Annotated in this window: 13 protein-coding genes; 5 read left to right on the forward strand and 8 right to left on the reverse strand. The window is 54.5% G+C overall.

Features of this window, described 5'->3' with window-relative positions:
* Positions 1 to 84: 84 nt before the first annotated feature.
* The 4 genes from AC5DDB_RS18905 to AC5DDB_RS18920 are packed head-to-tail and all read right to left on the reverse strand — an operon-like array spanning position 85 to position 4,634.
* Positions 85 to 2,793 carry a DUF1549 domain-containing protein gene (locus AC5DDB_RS18905; protein ID WP_491741312.1) on the reverse strand — a complete coding sequence of 903 codons (2,709 nt, stop codon included), beginning with the start codon at positions 2,791 to 2,793 and terminating at the stop codon, positions 85 to 87.
* A 55-nt stretch (positions 2,794 to 2,848) separates the two neighbouring features.
* Positions 2,849 to 3,472, reverse strand: coding sequence for a hypothetical protein (locus tag AC5DDB_RS18910; protein ID WP_491741313.1), 624 nt, complete (start codon positions 3,470 to 3,472; stop codon positions 2,849 to 2,851).
* A 2-nt stretch (positions 3,473 to 3,474) separates the two neighbouring features.
* The gene (locus AC5DDB_RS18915) at positions 3,475 to 4,104 is read right to left on the reverse strand and encodes a hypothetical protein (RefSeq protein ID WP_491741314.1); all 630 of its coding nucleotides are present in this window, start codon (positions 4,102 to 4,104) and stop codon (positions 3,475 to 3,477) included.
* Entirely contained in the window at positions 4,101 to 4,634 is a 534-nt protein-coding gene (locus tag AC5DDB_RS18920; protein ID WP_491741315.1) for an RNA polymerase sigma factor, read from the reverse strand. Before AC5DDB_RS18920 ends, AC5DDB_RS18915 begins: the two co-directional genes overlap by 4 nt.
* A gap of 239 nt (positions 4,635 to 4,873) precedes the next feature.
* Here AC5DDB_RS18920 and AC5DDB_RS18925 point away from each other — a divergent pair, with 239 nt between their 5' ends.
* Together AC5DDB_RS18925 and AC5DDB_RS18930 are read left to right on the forward strand one after the other, a co-directional pair.
* Complete coding sequence (locus tag AC5DDB_RS18925) at positions 4,874 to 5,587, forward strand: hypothetical protein (RefSeq protein ID WP_491741316.1); 714 nt, start codon at positions 4,874 to 4,876, stop codon at positions 5,585 to 5,587.
* A gap of 39 nt (positions 5,588 to 5,626) precedes the next feature.
* Positions 5,627 to 6,670: a DUF2891 domain-containing protein gene (locus tag AC5DDB_RS18930; protein WP_491741317.1), complete on the forward strand. Its 1,044-nt coding sequence runs from the start codon at positions 5,627 to 5,629 to the stop codon at positions 6,668 to 6,670.
* On the opposite strand, the gene gyrA is transcribed toward AC5DDB_RS18930, so the two are convergent.
* A complete protein-coding gene (gene gyrA, locus AC5DDB_RS18935; protein ID WP_491741318.1) occupies positions 6,658 to 9,453 on the reverse strand; it encodes a DNA gyrase subunit A in 2,796 nt (931 codons plus the stop codon). The two genes, AC5DDB_RS18930 and gyrA, sit on opposite strands and share 13 nt — an antisense overlap.
* A 374-nt stretch (positions 9,454 to 9,827) precedes the next feature.
* Between gyrA and AC5DDB_RS18940 the strand changes: the two genes are divergently transcribed.
* Positions 9,828 to 11,075, forward strand: a complete 1,248-nt coding sequence (locus tag AC5DDB_RS18940) for a hypothetical protein (RefSeq protein ID WP_491741319.1) — start codon at positions 9,828 to 9,830, stop codon at positions 11,073 to 11,075.
* 75 nt (positions 11,076 to 11,150) lie between these two features.
* On the forward strand, positions 11,151 to 11,753 hold the full coding sequence (locus tag AC5DDB_RS18945; protein WP_491741320.1) for a hypothetical protein: 603 nt from the start codon (positions 11,151 to 11,153) through the stop codon (positions 11,751 to 11,753).
* Here AC5DDB_RS18945 and AC5DDB_RS18950 read toward each other — a convergent pair.
* The 3 genes from AC5DDB_RS18950 to glpK form a co-directional block, all read right to left on the reverse strand.
* A complete protein-coding gene (locus AC5DDB_RS18950; protein WP_491741321.1) occupies positions 11,708 to 13,366 on the reverse strand; it encodes a serine/threonine-protein kinase in 1,659 nt (552 codons plus the stop codon). The genes AC5DDB_RS18945 and AC5DDB_RS18950 overlap by 46 nt on opposite strands.
* Before the next feature lie 84 nt (positions 13,367 to 13,450).
* Positions 13,451 to 14,566: a Gfo/Idh/MocA family protein gene (locus AC5DDB_RS18955; RefSeq protein ID WP_491741322.1), complete on the reverse strand. Its 1,116-nt coding sequence runs from the start codon at positions 14,564 to 14,566 to the stop codon at positions 13,451 to 13,453.
* Between the two features lie 110 nt (positions 14,567 to 14,676).
* A complete protein-coding gene (glpK, locus tag AC5DDB_RS18960) occupies positions 14,677 to 16,167 on the reverse strand; it encodes a glycerol kinase GlpK (protein ID WP_491741323.1) in 1,491 nt (496 codons plus the stop codon).
* 222 nt (positions 16,168 to 16,389) lie between these two features.
* On the opposite strand from glpK, the gene AC5DDB_RS18965 reads away from it, so the two are divergent.
* Positions 16,390 to 16,554, forward strand: coding sequence for a hypothetical protein (locus AC5DDB_RS18965; RefSeq protein ID WP_491741324.1), 165 nt, complete (start codon positions 16,390 to 16,392; stop codon positions 16,552 to 16,554).
* The last annotated feature ends 22 nt before the right edge of the window (positions 16,555 to 16,576 follow it).

The raw sequence follows: 16,576 nt of genomic DNA on the forward strand, positions 1-16,576 counted from the left end.
GAAAGTCCGCTGAGCGGACCGTTGGGTCGATGACAGAGACTTGGAAAAGGTCCGCAGAGCGGACCCTACCGTAACGGGACGGCCTCAATGGTTGACAATAAATTCCTTGGTGTTGAGCAATGCCCACAACAAGTCTCGAATGCCGTCGAGCGAATTCTCCGCATTGGCGACGAACTCACGCGACCGGTTCTGTTCTTCCTCAGATGGGAGACGACTCAGCGTTCGCAAGAAGGCTTCATCGACGATTTTATCCCAGTTGGCATTGGCAACTTTGTCATCACGGCGTGACGTATCATCCGCGTTGTCGGTCGGACCGAGCTTGGCGAGTTGCTTCCGGAAACCGGTCAACTGGTCTGTGAGTTTCTTCGCGGCGGCATCGTTGCCGGCTTTCTTGAACTCCGCGATCTTCGACTTCAAACGATCGACATTCTTCCGAATTCGATCGGCTTTGGCTTTGTCTGCACGGACTTTTGCCAGGTCAGCACCCGGTGGGGACAGCTTCAACTCTTTTGCAACCTGACCGAGCCAACCACGACGGTTTTCGATCATGTTGAGGAGTTCGGCATCGTTTTGCATGAAAACGGTTTGCAACAAGCTGGCGTCCATTGACCGATCACAATCGCAATTGCTCTCGCGGATCGAGCGGCCGAAAATCGTCAATGCATAGTTGTTGCCACCACGACTTCGGCGACCGGCACCGGGAATCGCGATTGCTCGACCATCCAGGCTGTCGTGCCATTCCTGGGCGGCTTCATCGGAAGCGGTTGCCAGCGTGAGTGCATCGACTGCAACTTCGGCCGGGATGCGGCGAGGAATCGCATGGCTGAAGTTCTTTTCGTCGAACTGATTGGTTTCGTTCGGCTTCCAAGATCGTTGGTAGGTGTGGCTATTGGCAATGGTGCGGTGCACCCATTTCATGTCGTAACCGCTGGCGATGAAACCTTCCGTGAGGTAATCCAACAGCGGAGCATTGCTAGGAGGGTTCGCCAGTGACAGGTCATCAGGCGGCTCGACGATCCCAACATTGAAGTAACCCGCCCAGACTCGGTTGACGAATGCCCGAGCAAAATACGGGTTGTCACTTTGGCGGAGCCAATCCATTAAGGGTTGACGCGGGTCATCGAAATTCTCGAGAGCCATTTCGTCACCACCCAATACAGACGCTGTTCGCGAACCCGCGTTGTTGCGATTATTGCGTGGCTTCCGTTTTGAGTTTGGATTGCTTTTTGGTTGCGGTTTGACCGCGGTTGTAAAGAGTTCCGAGATGGGCACAATTTTGCCGTCTTGGACGAGTTCTTGGATCTTACGACGCTGTTCGTTACCCCGCAGGTCTTTCAAACCCAAGTCTTTGATCATCTTGTTGTAATCGTCACGCGATTCCGGATTCTGACCGAAACGAGTGTGCGTGAAGAAACCGGTAAAGGCTTTGAAATCGTCTTGCGTCCATTGATCGAACGGATGCTTGTGACACTGGGCGCACTGGATTCGCAGCCCCAGGAATGTGTATGCGAATCCGATCGCTCGGTCTTCGGCCGTGCGGAAATTTCGCCGAGCCCAGTAGTGAGGCATGCTTTCACGGTCGGCGAAACTCTTGTCGGATTTCGAGAAGTAAATCTCGCTCATTTCCCGGCAATAGTCTTGGAAGGACTCGCCCGAATCACGACCATTCGCCATCACCAAACCGGCGGCCAATTCGTCGTAGGGCGTGTTGTCAGCAACGCGTTTGTAGATCCAGTCGTACCAGTTTTGGCTGGCGGCTGAGCGGACTGGTGTGATGTTGTTAAGTTGATCGTCACTATTGCCGGTGATGTCGCATAGTCGAGTCGTCCACCAGGCGGCGTACGCGGGGGTTTCGAGCAGTTCATCGATTTTGCGGGACCGTTTATCGGGAGATGGGTCCGCCAGGAACTCCCGCACTTCGGCAGCACTGGGCAATGTTCCGGTCATATCGAGTCGCACGCGACGCAGGAATTCGGTGTCGCTGGCCACTTCGGAAGGAACCACACCCATCTTCTGCAACTTCTGCACGACAAGGCGATCGATCTCGGTCGGCGTTTGGACCTTCGGATAGTTGGCACCCGCCAACTTGCTCACGGGACGCATCACCGGAATCGGCACCACGCCGTTGTCATAGAAGACGACCACATGTGTATCGCCCGGTTCCCCTGCAGTGACCAAACCAGTCGCGGAAATGTCGGCGACTGTGTCGTTATTGGTTTGGAAACGGGACATGTCTGTCACGTCTTCGCGGCTTCCATCCGACCAAACCGCAACGACTTTCATTTGCTCGGTTTGACCTTCCGAACCGAAGATGATTTCACTCGGCGAAACATCGAGCCGAACAAATTCCGGAGTCTCTTTCGTCACGCTTTTGGCGCCGTTTTTGACCCAAGCGAGGAACACCTTGTGCTCCCAGCTACCGGGTTCGTAACGTTCGCCGCCTTCGTGGATTTCCACCATCGTCGGCTTTTGGATAAAGAGGCTGTCTTCCGGTTTGTCGAGATTCACCCGCGGCTCGTCACCGGATGTCAGGTTCTCGTGATCCATCTTGAAGTCGTAACCGAACAACGAGAGACGAAAGCCGCCTTGTCCCTGGAATGACCCGTGACAAGCGCGTCCATTACAACCCAGCCGACTCAACAGCGGGACGATGTGCTTGCGGAAATCGGGGGTCTCGTCGTTGTCGGTGGCGAAGCGTTGGCTGATCGGGCGGATGACTTCATCCGCGCCGATACCATCCACTGCACCGGCGACAACCGCCAGACTAAGCGTGAATGACAAGAGAACTTTCATCGAGGTGCCTCTCCTTGTGGAATAGCGACTCAGACAGAATGAATTTGCAGAGAGATCATTGGACGGCGGAATTCTTCGTTTTCACTTGAATCCGTTTGGGGGTTGGTTTCTTGGCTTTCGAATCCATGGGCAAACCGAGGCTCCGACGAATCGCATTGAGTTCCTTTTGCTTCGCCGCCTCCTCATCGACTTTTAATTCCGTGATTTGCTCTAGGATACGATTGAGGCGTTCACGAGCTCGGTTTCGATCCAATTCCATAATTTGCTCGCGATTGCGAACTTTTTCGGCTAACAGTTTATCGATTTGACTGCTGAGCTGAGGATCGTCCGACATTTCCATTTGTGCGACCAACAGCCGTAAACGCGAATCGAGTTTCCATTGTGCGAGCAGTAACACGAACCGATCTGGGGAACGTTCCCGAAAGCGTTCCAGCCGCGTTTTGGTCTCGTGAAGTTGGACAAGGGCTTTGCGATACTCAGCGCGATTGCCTTCTTGCAAACGTTCGATGAGTTCCGCCAATTCCGGATGATGTTGCTGAGCGAAGTCCAACGCGGATTTCTCATCCTCCGTCGACAACTTCGAAGCAGCGGCTTTCGTTTGCGCCAGGCAATCAACTGCTGACCCGAGAAACGCAATGCATAACAGAATTGCAGGGACGACGGTTCGGTAAATTGTCATGATTAATTCTCAATCGACGGACTACGGGAGTCCGCGGATGTTTTGGCATCTTTCGACACCGCCGCGAGCATCCAACCAAACTCATGGCCCGCTTCGATGTCGGTATCAACCGATTCCACTAACTCGGTCCACTCATCGGACGATTCGACTTCCGCGGGTTCGATTTCGAATTCCGAGCGAGTCCAAAACGACAACAATTGCCCCGCACGAGAATCATCAACTTGCGCAAGTCGGGCTTGTTCGTCAGGCTTGCCGGGTTTCCGGTCGGCCGAATTTCGGGGCGGATCGTATTGCGGTTGGAGTTCCGCAATCCGCCTTGGTTGTGGGATCAACCACAGAGTGATCACCACCACACACGCAAGTAAACTTGCTCCGATAAAACCCAAACGTACCCGAAGAGAATCGGCATCCGAACTGGCAATCATCGGCTGTTCGGAAGTTTCTGAATCGGCAATTGCCTGAACCAATTGAACAGCGATCGCAACGGACTCACACCGATTCGGATTGTCCTCCAACGAGTGCTCGAACGCTTCACGTTCCTCGGCTGTCATCTCGTCGAGGACATAGCGAAATGCGAGCCATTGCGTTTCGTCAGACGGCGTTGGGAAGTCGGAATTTTCAGAGGTTGTCATGGTCGATGCTCGGGGGCGATGCGAACCGCTAAATGTTTAAGGGCCGTTCGCATCCGCGTGAGGACGGTTCCCAACGGGATGTTGAGTTCTTCGGCAATCGTGGCGAACGTTTTGTCTTCGTAAATTCGAAGTTGCACCACGCTCCGTTGTTCGGGGGACAGCAACTTCATTGCTTCACGGACAGCATGGGAGGCTTCTTCACGGCTGGCATGTTCATCGGGTGTCTCCTCACCACGATGGGATTGCCAGTCCTGCAACTTCTGCAGCGTTTTGGCGTATGTGTTGTTTCGTCGTCGCAGTTCCAACGCTTCGTTCAAGGCGACCCGGTACAGCCAACCTTTGACCGTTTCCTTACGGACCGTGTCGCCACGTTCGATCGCTTTCGAAAACGTGGATTGCAATGCTTCAACGGCTAAATCTCGGTTTTTCAGCACACCGATCAGGAACGATTCGAGATCATGTGCGTGCTCAGAATACAGCGCGGCAACGGCTGCAGCATCCAATCCCTCCTGTTCAGGTGGATGAGTCAAACTGAACTCCGAATTCGTTATGGCTGGTTAACCAGCCGCTTTAAGAGAAACGATGGACGAGCACCGGAAATTATTTGCGGAAATTCTGGATTTCCAAATTCGCCACCAAATGAAAAGCCCTTAAATTACCTAAAATCCCTAAAATCGTCTTTTCAATACCCCGGTTGTACCAGTTATAACGGATGTAGTAGTGATACCAAATCTGACCGTTGTATCGGTTTTAACGGGGAATGAAGCAAATGGATCGGTTGTCGAAGTTTGTATGTGGGGCGATTTGCATTGGGGGCGTGGCCAGTGCAGTCGCAGGACCGTTGTCTTGGCAAAACGAGCCCGAAGGGACCGGAGTGCCATTATCGATTCGATATCGCCTTCCCGAAGAGGCAATTGAATCACCACGAGTTCGACTGCCTCAGCTGCCCTCATTGTCGTATCCAGAACTTCCGCCGGTACCAGACTTTACGAATGCTCCCGCAGCAGAACCGTTGGCTGTTGAGGAACAGTCAAAGACGGAAGCCATTCGGAATCTCTCGTCGGAGCCGCAGACGAACGACACCTCTGAGCCGGCTGAGCCAGGACACTGGGAGATTGAACGGCGGATCAAGGCTTGGACGCCGGGACGTTACAGTTTCGGGGCTCCCGAACGATTGTGGGTCAGCGAGGCTGGTTCGGACAAGGTCATGCCACCGACCAAGAAATCTAAGAAAGCGAAGGGTAAAAAGTCAAAAGTCATCGAATCTGCCCCGATCGAGCCGGAAGGTGGGGATGCAACCGTGGTCGAGGTTGGACCTGCAATGGACTTTGTCGTTCCGGCTCCTTGCACCGAGTGTGCAGGTTCCTCCACGCCACTTCGCCCGGTTGCGGACTATCCAATTCCGTATCCACCGATCACCGGTCGACTACCTGGACCGGTGAAAGCCCGTGTGAACTACGGTTTGCCACGTCCAGTGTGGTAGACTTCTGCGATCATGTCCTTCTGAGTTGGGAGTGATCGTTTGAAGTCGTTTTCATTGTCAGCCGATCTTGCGGAGCGATGCTGCCGGTTGGCGCTGAACTGCGTCGACCGGGAGTATCCCAACCACATTCAGCATGTGCTTGCGAGCTCCGCCGATGTCGGCACGCCCGCACAACTAACGCCGATTTTCTTCGGCTGTTTCGATTGGCATTCGGCGGTCCATGGCCATTGGACACTTGCCCGCATTGCCCGGTTGTTCCCGACGCTTCCGGTTTCGAAATCAGCCTACGACGTGCTCGAACGACACTTTAAACATGACAAGGTCGCTGGCGAAGTCGCTTACCTGTCACATCCTGATCGATCGGGATTCGAGCGTCCCTATGGCTTGGCTTGGCTGTTGCAACTCTGTACTGAACTGCGGGAATGGCAATCCGCGGACGCAAACCGCTGGGCGAATTTGTTGGAACCGCTTGAGACGCTCGTCGTGACTCGCTTGGTTCAATGGCTACCAAAATTGACAGCACCAATCAGGTCCGGCGAACACAGCCAAACGGCGTTTGCATTCGGATTGATCTGGGATTGGGCCGTTATTGCAAACCGGAACGATGTGCGATCACTGTTAACAGAGTGTGGTCTGCGTTTTTACTTCGAAGATCGAAACGCACCGGTTGCATACGAACCGTCGGGACACGATTTTCTCTCGCCGTCTCTCGCGGAAGCAGATTTTGTCCGGCGAATTCTGCCACGAACCGAGTTCGCAAACTGGCTCACAGAATTCCTGCCATCGTTCGATCAACCGGCTTCGAAACCGTTTGTGATTCAAACTGTCGGCGACGCCAGCGATGGGAAGCTGTCGCACCTCGATGGATTGAATTTGAGTCGCGCGTGGATGCTCCACGGCATCGCACATGCGTTGCCCGAAAGCGATGTCCGAAGACCACGGCTAATCGAGTCGGCCCAGGAGCATGCGGATTTTGGGAGTCGAAGCCTCACCGGCGAACATTACGCCGGCGGGCATTGGCTCGGCAGTTTTGCGGTCTATCTTTTTTCCAATCGTGGGCTTCCGCCCAGTCAGGATTCCTGATCGTCCTGTGTCTCGGTTTCGTCAGTTGTTTCGACGGTTGGAGCTTCCTCGGTCGATTCCGTTTCTACGACACTTTCCGGACTTTCTTCCGGTTCGTCGTCGATCAAACTGGCCGCAACTTCGTATGGAATTCGCGCCGTCGAGACGAGTTGGTCGCCATCATCAAGTCGAATCACTCGCACGCCTTGCGTATTCCGACCGACCTGGCTGATATCCCCAGCTCGGATCCGCTGAATCTTGCCTTTGGCGGTAATCATCAGGACTTCGTCTTGGTCGGAAACGGAAAGCACGTCGATCACGGGACCGTTCCGTTTCGTCGTTTTGATGTCCCGCAGACCCTTACCGCCGCGATTTTGTCGACGATACTGGGCATTCCCGCTGTAGCCGGATGATTCCTCAATGGATTCTTCGTCCGTTTCGATGGCATCCTCAGTATCGTTGTCTTCTTCGGACGAAACATCGCCGGGACCGAATGGCGTTCGCTTACCGTAGCCATTCTCGCAAACAGTCAGAAGGGTGTGATCTTCCGCGGGGATCGCCATTCCGATCACGAAGTCTGACTTGCCGAGTTTGATACCTTTGACACCGCGAGTCGCCCGCCCCATCGCCCGGGCATCAGATTGGGAAAATCGAATGGCCATTCCGCCAGCGGTTGCCAACAAGACGTCGTCGTCATCACCGACGATTCGCACATCGATCAAGCGGTCATCGTCGTCCAAATTGATCGCGATCAAACCGCCTTTCAACGGACGACTATAGGCCGAAAGCACCGTCTTTTTGACGATGCCGCCAGCCGTCACCATGATCAAGTAGCGATCTTCCGCGAATTCCCGGACGGCCAAACACTGTTCGACGCGTTCGTTTTCATCGAGTTGCAGTAAGTTGATCAATGCCCGGCCTTTAGCCGTTCGACCTTGAAGTGGCAGGTCGTAAACCTTGGACCAATAGACCTTTCCACGATCCGTGAAGAACAAGAGGTAATCGTGGGTGCTAGCGACGAATAGGTGTTCGATGGGGTCATCGCCGTCACTCTTCGCACCAGCGATACCACGTCCACCACGGTTCTGCGCTTGATAAACGGAAAGCTGCGTTCGCTTCACGTAGCCGCGTTGCGACAACGTGACGACCATCGGTTCTTCGGTAATGAGTGCATCGCGATCGACGTCGCCGAGTTCCTCGTCCGAAATGTCCGTCCGACGCTTCTCGCCATATTTCGATTTAAGGTCTTCCATCTCGCCGCGAATCACGGCGCGGATATTCGCTTCGTCGGATAGAAGTTCGAGATACCCTTTGATGTCTTCCAGCAGTTTCTGGTGTTCGCCGCCGAGTTCCTCGCGTTCGAGGTTGGCGAGCGAGCCCAACTGCATCGAGACAATCGCCTCAGCTTGACGAGTTGTCAGGCTGTAGTTCAGAGCCTCTTCATTCTCCAGCGAGAACAAACGGAAGCCTTCGGTGCCGAGGGCTCGTTCAACCATTTCGCGTGGGATGTCAATCTGTGTAAGTCGTTCGCGTGCCTGAGCCCGGCTCGAAGAATCTCGGATCGTTTGGATGACTTGATCGATGTCGAGTTGGGCGATCAACAAGCCCTCGACAACATGCTTCCGCTTTCGAGCTTCGCCAAGCAAATACTCAGTCCGTCGACGAATCACATCGATGCGGTGTCGTAGGAACTCTTGGATTAACTCCTTGAGGGTCAACGTCTTCGGACGGTTGCCGACCAACGCGAGCAAGATCATGCTCACGGTTACTTGCAAGGGCGAGTACTGGAACAGTTGCGCCAACACAACTTCCTTGTCGGCGTCTTTCTTCAGCACAATGTGCAAACGCACTTGCCACGACGGAATTTTGCGGTCGGTCAGGTCGATGACTCGCGCAATACCTTTGACGCGATCCTCTTTCGCAAGCGCTTCGAGCTTCTCACGGATACGGTCGCGAGTTTCGAGATAAGGAATCTCGGTCACGACGATGACATCGCTACGGCCGTCAACTTCGAAGTGAGTCCGGGCGCGAAGTGTGATTGTGGAACGTCCGGTTTGATACGCCTGCCGGGTTCCGAATCGGCCCATGATGATGCCGCCGGTCGGAAAGTCCGGTGCTGGAATGGCTTGCATCAACTCATCGACACTGACCTCGGGATCGTCGATGAGCATGATCACGCCGTCACACACCTCCGCAGCATTGTGCGGCGGAATGCTGGTGGCCATCCCGACAGCGATCCCGTTCGAACCGTTGACCAACAAGTTCGGAAACCGGGATGGCAACACGACCGGTTCGGTCATGCGTTGGTCGTAGGTCGGGACGAAATCGACGGTTTGTCGCTTCAAGTCATGAAGCATCTCTGATGCAACCGCCGACAATCGGGCTTCAGTGTAACGCTGTGCAGCAGGCGGCAGACCGGCGAGCGAACCGAAGTTACCCTGCTTGTCGACCAAAGGCGACCGCATGACCCAGTCTTGAGCCAACCGAACAAGAGTCGGATAAAGACCTTCACTTCCGTGTGGGTGGTAGTTCCCGCTCGTATCACCGGTGATCTTCGCACACTTGATCCGACCAGAATTCGGGCCGAGGTTCAAGTCGTTCATCGCGACCAGAATCCGCCGCTGCGACGGTTTCAAGCCGTCGCGGGCATCAGGCAACGCTCGACTGATAATCACGGACATCGCATACGTGAGATAGCTGTCCCGCATCTCATCTTGGATGTCTAATTGCTGAATTCGGCCACCACTAGGCGTGGGGAGATTGCTTGGATCTTCGTTTGCGGGAGGTTCGTTACCGTCGGCCAAGTTTTTGGCTCCTTTTCGCTAGATTCAGTCAAAACCTAGCCTAACTCGTTGTCATTCAAAATGATCAGGAAATTATAAAAAATCTAAGATCAAAATTCAACACAAACCGTTGATAAAACAATGACTTCCGTCAAAAAGTGTGAGCTAATTTGGCCCGACGGCTACCTAGTTTCACTAATCGATCGATTACCCGGAATCGATCGGGTTTCTCTGTTCCGAATGACACTGCAAATCCGTGATCCACTGCGAATTTCCGCGAGGGCAAACGTCAAATCCACCGGCACCTTGTCTGGGGTAGGTTAGGCTTGAGGGGTACGCCGGGGCGTCGATTGACCAGGCATGAGATCGTTAGCCAACTGAAAACGGAATGCTCGATGAATTTGGATTTCTTTTCGAAGCACGATGTGAAAATCTATGATCAAAGTCGTCGACAACGACATTGGGGCTGGTTGGTCGGTCTCGGTTTGGGCCTTTGTGCAGGTCCGGGAATCGCACAAGAACCGGCTCCTTTGAATTCGCTGCTTCTACAATTGCCAGCGCCGGATGCCGAGCCGGCTGCCGATGAAAAGGCTCCCGCAGTGGCGTCCGAGCCGAAAGTCGAAGAAGAACCCGCCCCGCAACCCTCACTTCAGGCACGTGCTGGGAAGTACTCCGAGCAAATTTCAAAACTCCGACGACTCAAAGAAAGCCTGATTAATGCTCCGACGACAACCGAACGCATCGACTTACAGATCGAAGCGTTGACCGATTTGATCCAAGCCGAAGCGCAAGAATATCTGGACATCGCAGCGACACAATCGGACCCCGCCGAACGCGATCGCCAGCTCAAGGATTTGGTGAGCAACCGCTTGTACGCCGGCACACCAGCGGCTGAGGAAGCTGGTGACATCTTGCAGAAGCGGAATGTCGACGGAAAACTGTATCCCGACGTTGCAGCAGCCGACGCGGCACGCGCGAAAATCGAAGCACAAGACGAATTGGATCGAGAGAAAGCCGAACAAACTGCAACAGCGGAGCTAGAGAAACTTGCCGATCCGGACCTTAAAGCCGACTTACAACGGGCACTCGAAAATCTAGCCAATGAACGATTGAAGGAAATACGTCGACTGGCTCCCGGTCAGCAAGTTTGTAAACTCCGAGAGTTTATCAATGACTTTCCGGGAACCCGAGCCGCGGTGCTTGCGGAGCAGTGGATTACTCTACGGAACCAGGCCACCGAGCAGGTCGGGCAAGCGAAGCTCGTTCAGGCCATGCGAGCACCGTTGCGGTACGACCAGCGATGGCGGCGGTTGAAGGAATTGGTCCGCGATCTCCCCCAGACATCGGCGGCAGTCGAAGCACAAAGTTTGCTCAATCAGCATGCAACGACGTTACCAACCACCACGATTTGGAATCATTGGTCGGGCACCATTCGACTTTCCGTTGAGACGCTTTACGACGGAGAAACCGTGCACCGCTTGCAGCCCGGAGAATCGGTGGAAGTTCCACTCATGTTTCCCGCGTTGTTACGGGTTTCGGTCAATGACGAAGTCGAACCGCTCCGAATCTTCCCGGGCAACACGATTGGCTTACATCCTCGGCCTTCCGTGTCGAGTACAGGTTATTCCACGCATCGTTGGTAAGATTTTTTGCCGCTGTTCCGAACGAATCGCTTGCCGCCCTCTTCTGACCTGCGTATGACAGAAGAGGAGGTCAACATGTTTTCGAACTCGGATAGCAGCGCATTGTGGGCTTGGTCACTGACGATCATTGGCATCTTGTTGTCCTTGTCTTCGTTGCTCGGCCAACAGATGAAAATTCTTCTACTTTGCGTTGGTGTCGCGTTGATGCTACAAGCGATACCGGTGTGGTTGATCGGACAGTATTTAGGACGCGTGCGTCGGCGACGAGCTTTGGAATTTGTGGAGCAAATTGGCGGTAAGATCGGAGTCCGACTCGCGGCCGACCCGCTTCATGTGTTGTCCGTCGATTTGTCGAGAACCGAGATCCGCAATGCCGACTTAGACGTTTTGTGTGGTCTGTCGGCGTTGGAATCGCTGAATTTGTCGCAGACAGAGATCGACGGTGAAGGTGTCGAATTCCTGAGTTCGCTACGGCGACTCCACGACATCGATTTGAGCCAAACCCGCCTGGGCGATCACGGATTGAAACGACTGATTTCTTTGCCAATGTTGCGGAAAGTGCAGTTAGGGCAAACTGAGATCACAGCCGACGGTTTGGCCGACTTCCAGTGGCATCGTGCGGATGTGGATGTTTATCCGCGGGGATTGCTATCGTCGTTAGAGAGCGTGGGCGACTGATTCCACGTGTGAACTTGGTCGGGTTGCGAAGACGTAGTTTCGAATTCTTCGCTGTCGAGTCGACGTTCCGCCTCCCGCACATAGGCCGCTAGTTGCTTGTCAATTTTGCTGATGTCCTCGTGAGGAAATTGTCGCAGAAGTTCTTCTACACGAGCGGGTTGTCCGTTGAGACTCGCCAGGACGATCATTCCTGCCTGACCTCGAATGGCAGATTCGTCGACCAACGGCGGAACGCCGCGTTCTACGAGCAACTGAAATACGTGTCGGGCTTTTTCAAGTTTGAGCGTTCGGAGGTACAACAGGCCGAGTTGTTCGTACGCATCGAGTCGGACCTGGGCATCGCTTTCTGAATCAAATCCGGTGATGACTGCCATCCAGGCGTCTTCGTCATCCCGAAAACCTGGCTGACGAGCCAGTTCCAGTTGCTTTGTTGCGGTATCTAACGGTGGAACGTCGGTGGATTTCGTGGGCATCGTTGCCAGCGGCGGTGCAGGACGCGTCAACCAACCGATGCCAATGCCGGTCGCGAGCAGTAGCAAGCACAATCCAAAATATGCAGCGAGCAACCATCCCAGAGAGAGTTGTCCTAGCCGCTGCATCACCGATTTCTTCGGCGTCACTGGGCGGTAGTCGAATCCGGAAAGCGTCAGTAACGCGGGATCGATGTTCTGCTTGAGAGCCGCAGCGATTTCTTTTAAATCCCGCAGAACCGTACCGGCATCGGGGTATCGATCGGCAGGCTTCTTGGCCATCAATCGATGGACAACATGACATAATGCTGGCGGCAGGTCGGGACGTCGTTCGAGGAGGCTTTCGGGTTCGTCGTTGAGATGTTGAATCGCCACGCTCATCGGGGTCTCACCCTGGAACGGAGGACGACCGGCCAGCATGTGGTAGCAGGTGACACCTAGCGAGTACAAATCACTCTTATGACTGACTTTATGGCCTTGGACCTGCTCCGGACTCATGTAGAGTGGTGTGCCCATTGTGGTGCCGATCTGCGTCAGTTCGACGGCGGCACCGTCTTCGGGCGCCGCAAGTTGAGCCAGACCAAAGTCGGCAACTTTGACGATTCCTTTCCGTGTGACCAGCATGTTTTCCGGTTTGACGTCCCGATGTACGATCCCCACGCTGCCGGCTTTCTCCAACGCGGAGGCCATCTGCTTCATGAAATGAACGGCCAACGCTACCGAAGGCGGGCCCTTCCGTTTGATGTATTGCTTGAGATTGAGTCCTTGGACGTACTCCTGAGCGATAAAGTGAAGTCCGTTTTCTTCGCCCACGACGTACACTTGGACGATGTTCGCGTGAGACAATGCCGCCGCCGCATGGGCTTCCCGCTCGAACCGCTTCAACGCCAGGTCGTTCTCGCCGACGTCTTCCCGAAGAATTTTGATCGCTACTTGCCGATGTAATGACGTTTGGTCTGCCAGGTAGACTTCCGCCATCCCGCCACGACCTAACAGCCGTAGCAGGCGGAACTCGCCTAACATCGAACCGGGTGGCAATGCCTGGGCGGACGACGATGTGGAACGTTTCGAGGAGAACGAAGACTGTAACGAGCCGGAGCGGTCATCGGCGTCGGTTGTCGATTTAGCTCGCGACTCGTTCAACGTTTTGATCCCAGGCTAGTGGATTGTGTTGCAACGTGCGATTCCATTCTAGGCAAACAACCCGACTCACGGGAAGGATTGACCTTACTGCAGGGTGAACTCCGGCAATTTCACCAAGTCGCCACCCGCCAGTGCGGATTCATGGGCACATAGGCCAACACACGTCCAGTTGGCGGCCGTGACCGCGTTCGGCCAAGGGTCACGATCCTCGATAATGGAAGAAAGCATTTCGTTGACCATATGCGGGTGCGATCCGCCATGCCCTCCACCTTGGATAAACGACAAATGGTCAGCGTCTTCAATAGACTGCGTGAATTTTTGGATCGGTTCGGGCAACAAGTGGGCGTAATCCGGGACTTCGATCTTCTCAGCGATCTCCGGTTCCGGCTTCTTCGCCGTGTGCAAGACGTGCGGTTCGTTTTCGATCAAAGTCCACTCGAAGCTCTTCTTGGAGCCGTACACGTCGAAACTTTCTCGGTACTGACGAGCGGTGTCGTAAAGGAATCGCCAGATGTGAGCGGCGATATCGGTATCTTTAATTTTGATATGACAACTCTCGACGGCGAAGCGGTTGCCGGACTTCTTCGCAATATCATCCCGCACGACACCGGAACCGAAGCAACTTACCGTTTCCGCCCGTCCATCGACCAAACCTAAAACCGGACTGACGACATGCGTTGCGTAGTGCATGGGAATCATTTCTTCCCAGTAACTTGGCCAGCCGTCCATGTCTTGCGGGTGCGAGGCTTGCATATACTGAATCTGCCCGAGTTCGCCTTTCTCGTAGAGTTCTTTGATAAACAGGAACTCCCGGCTGTACACGACGGTTTCGGCCATCATGTATTTCTTGCCGGTGTCGGCAACGGTTTGGCAGACTTTGTCGCATTCCTCGATCGTCGTCGCCATTGGCACGGTGCACATCACATGCTTGCCGGCCTTCAGGGCTTCGATGCTCATCCAGGCATGGTCGGGAATCGGACTGTTGATGTGCACGAAATCCACTTCGGGATCGGCCAAGACGTCTTCGTATTGCGTTCGACGGTTCGCAATCCCGAAACGGTCGCCGACTTCGTTTACACCGGCTTCGCTTCGACGGCAAATCGTGTGCACGTTCGCCCGGGGGTCGGCTTGATAGATCGGAATGAATTCTGCACCGAAACCGAGACCAATCATCGCGACATTTAACGGCTTTTCATTCATCGAAACGACTCCCTAGACCGGGGTGTATATTGTGTGGGAACCGATAGAATAACGCTCTTTCGACGCAGATGCATCCGTGCGGACGATCCTTTGCGAAACGCTCGGCGATTTCAATCGTCCCAGTCGAAACACCGGGTCACGGCGTTTTGCCATTGTTTGTACATCCGATCGGCTTTGTCTCGCGAGAGGTTTGGTTGGAACTCCTGGTCCAACGCCCAATTGGTGCGAACGTCATTACGGTCTTCCCAAAACCCGACCGCCAAACCGGCCAAATAGGCTGCCCCGAGTGCGGTGGTTTCCTGCACGACGGGACGTTGCACCGGGACGCCGAGCAGGTCGGCCTGGAATTGCAGCATCAGATTGTTAGCCGATGCACCACCGTCAACCTTGAGTGTTTGCAACGTGACGCCGGAATCGATTGACATTGCATCCAGAACGTCACGGGTTTGATAGGCCATCGATTCTAATGCCGCCCGCGCGATGTGCGCCTGCGTTGTGCCACGCGTGATGCCCAATATCATGCCTCGACCGCCCTGGTTCCAATGCGGTGCTCCCACACCCGTGAACGCGGGAACGAAAACCACGCCTCCGGTGTCCGGCACTTCTCCGGCGAGTGGTTCGATGTCCGGAGCGGAGTCGATCATTTTCAGTCCGTCTCGCAGCCATTGCACCACCGCACCCGCAACGAATGTTGCACCTTCCAAACAATATGTGATCTTCCCGTCGATCCCCCAGCCAATCGTCGTGAGTAAACCATGCTCCGACTTCACCGCCTCCGATCCGGTATTGAGTAACATGAAACACCCGGTGCCGTAGGTGTTCTTGGCATCGCCGACATCGAAACACCCTTGGCCGAAGGTCGCCGCTTGCTGATCCCCTGCAATGCCCGCAATCGGGATCGGTCGTCCAAACAGCTCCGGTTCGGTCTCCGCAACGACACCGCTGCTATCGATCACTTCTGGTAACATCGCCCGTGGGATGTCGAGAATGCCGAGAAGTTCATCGTCCCAATCCAAAGTATGGATATTGTAAATCAGCGTGCGGCTGGCGTTTGAATAATCCGTGACGTGTTTCCGGCCACCGGTTAATCGCCAAATGAGGAAGCTGTCGACCGTGCCGAAAAGAATCTCGCCACGTTCGGCTCGTTCGCGGAGTCCGTCAATCGTATCGAGCAGATGCTTGATTTTCGTGCCCGAGAAGTACGCATCGACCACAAGTCCGGTCTTCTCGCGAAACACTTCTTCGTAGCCGTCGGCCTTGAGTTGGTTACAAATTTTTGCGGTCACCCGGCTTTGCCAGACGATCGCATTCGCAACGGGTTTGCCTGTGTCACGTTCCCACAGAATCGTGGTTTCTCGTTGGTTCGACAGGCCAACTGCGGCGATCTCTGCGGGATCGATACCAATACTGTCGATGACTTCCCGAGCGACTTCCAGTTGTGAAGACCAGATCGCTTCGGGATCGTGTTCGACCCAACTCGGTCGCGGATAGATTTGCTCATACTCTTTCTGAGCGACACCGATCGGATGCCCATCGCGACCGAACAAAATTGCCCGGCTAGACGTGGTTCCCTGATCAAGAGCAAGAATACAACCAGACATCGAGCGGCTCCTTCAATGGTGATGAGGCACACGATTGTGCCGATCCGATCGTCGCGATGCAACCGCCGTGGATAACGTTTCCAAGTTCTGTTTTGCGGAATCTTATCCTGGAATAGATCACCGCCACACGCATGATCACGGACCGCCATGACACGCTCTGGCAAGTCGGCTTTCGCTCGGTTAGCATGAACGCTTCAGGAATCACCAAGGGGAACCGGTACGATGAGATTCTTCAAGCAGAATCGCAATTGGGGGCTTACCCTCCTTGCCGTTTATCTCATCCTGGCCGGTCTCAACTCACTGGTCGGCTTGCACAACATTCTACCTTTGGAATTACTCGCGGTGGTGATGCTGGCCGCCGGTGTCCTGTTGCTGATGGGCCGTTAGTCAAATTCTCGATGAATGAGTT

It is taken from the genome of Thalassoroseus sp., assembly GCF_984380535.1.

Excerpts from the sequence above, each read along its gene's own strand:
- glpK (WP_491741323.1), bottom strand. The coding sequence starts at position 16,167 with ATGTCTGGTTGTATTCTTGCTCTTGATCAGGGAACCACGTCTAGCCGG.
- AC5DDB_RS18940 (WP_491741319.1), top strand. The coding sequence starts at position 9,828 with ATGAATTTGGATTTCTTTTCGAAGCACGATGTGAAAATCTATGATCAA.
- AC5DDB_RS18945 (WP_491741320.1), top strand. The coding sequence starts at position 11,151 with ATGTTTTCGAACTCGGATAGCAGCGCATTGTGGGCTTGGTCACTGACG.
- AC5DDB_RS18905 (WP_491741312.1), bottom strand. The coding sequence starts at position 2,793 with ATGAAAGTTCTCTTGTCATTCACGCTTAGTCTGGCGGTTGTCGCCGGT.
- AC5DDB_RS18965 (WP_491741324.1), top strand. The coding sequence starts at position 16,390 with ATGAGATTCTTCAAGCAGAATCGCAATTGGGGGCTTACCCTCCTTGCC.
- AC5DDB_RS18925 (WP_491741316.1), top strand. The coding sequence starts at position 4,874 with ATGGATCGGTTGTCGAAGTTTGTATGTGGGGCGATTTGCATTGGGGGC.
- AC5DDB_RS18955 (WP_491741322.1), bottom strand. The coding sequence starts at position 14,566 with ATGAATGAAAAGCCGTTAAATGTCGCGATGATTGGTCTCGGTTTCGGT.
- AC5DDB_RS18910 (WP_491741313.1), bottom strand. The coding sequence starts at position 3,472 with ATGACAATTTACCGAACCGTCGTCCCTGCAATTCTGTTATGCATTGCG.
- AC5DDB_RS18915 (WP_491741314.1), bottom strand. The coding sequence starts at position 4,104 with ATGACAACCTCTGAAAATTCCGACTTCCCAACGCCGTCTGACGAAACG.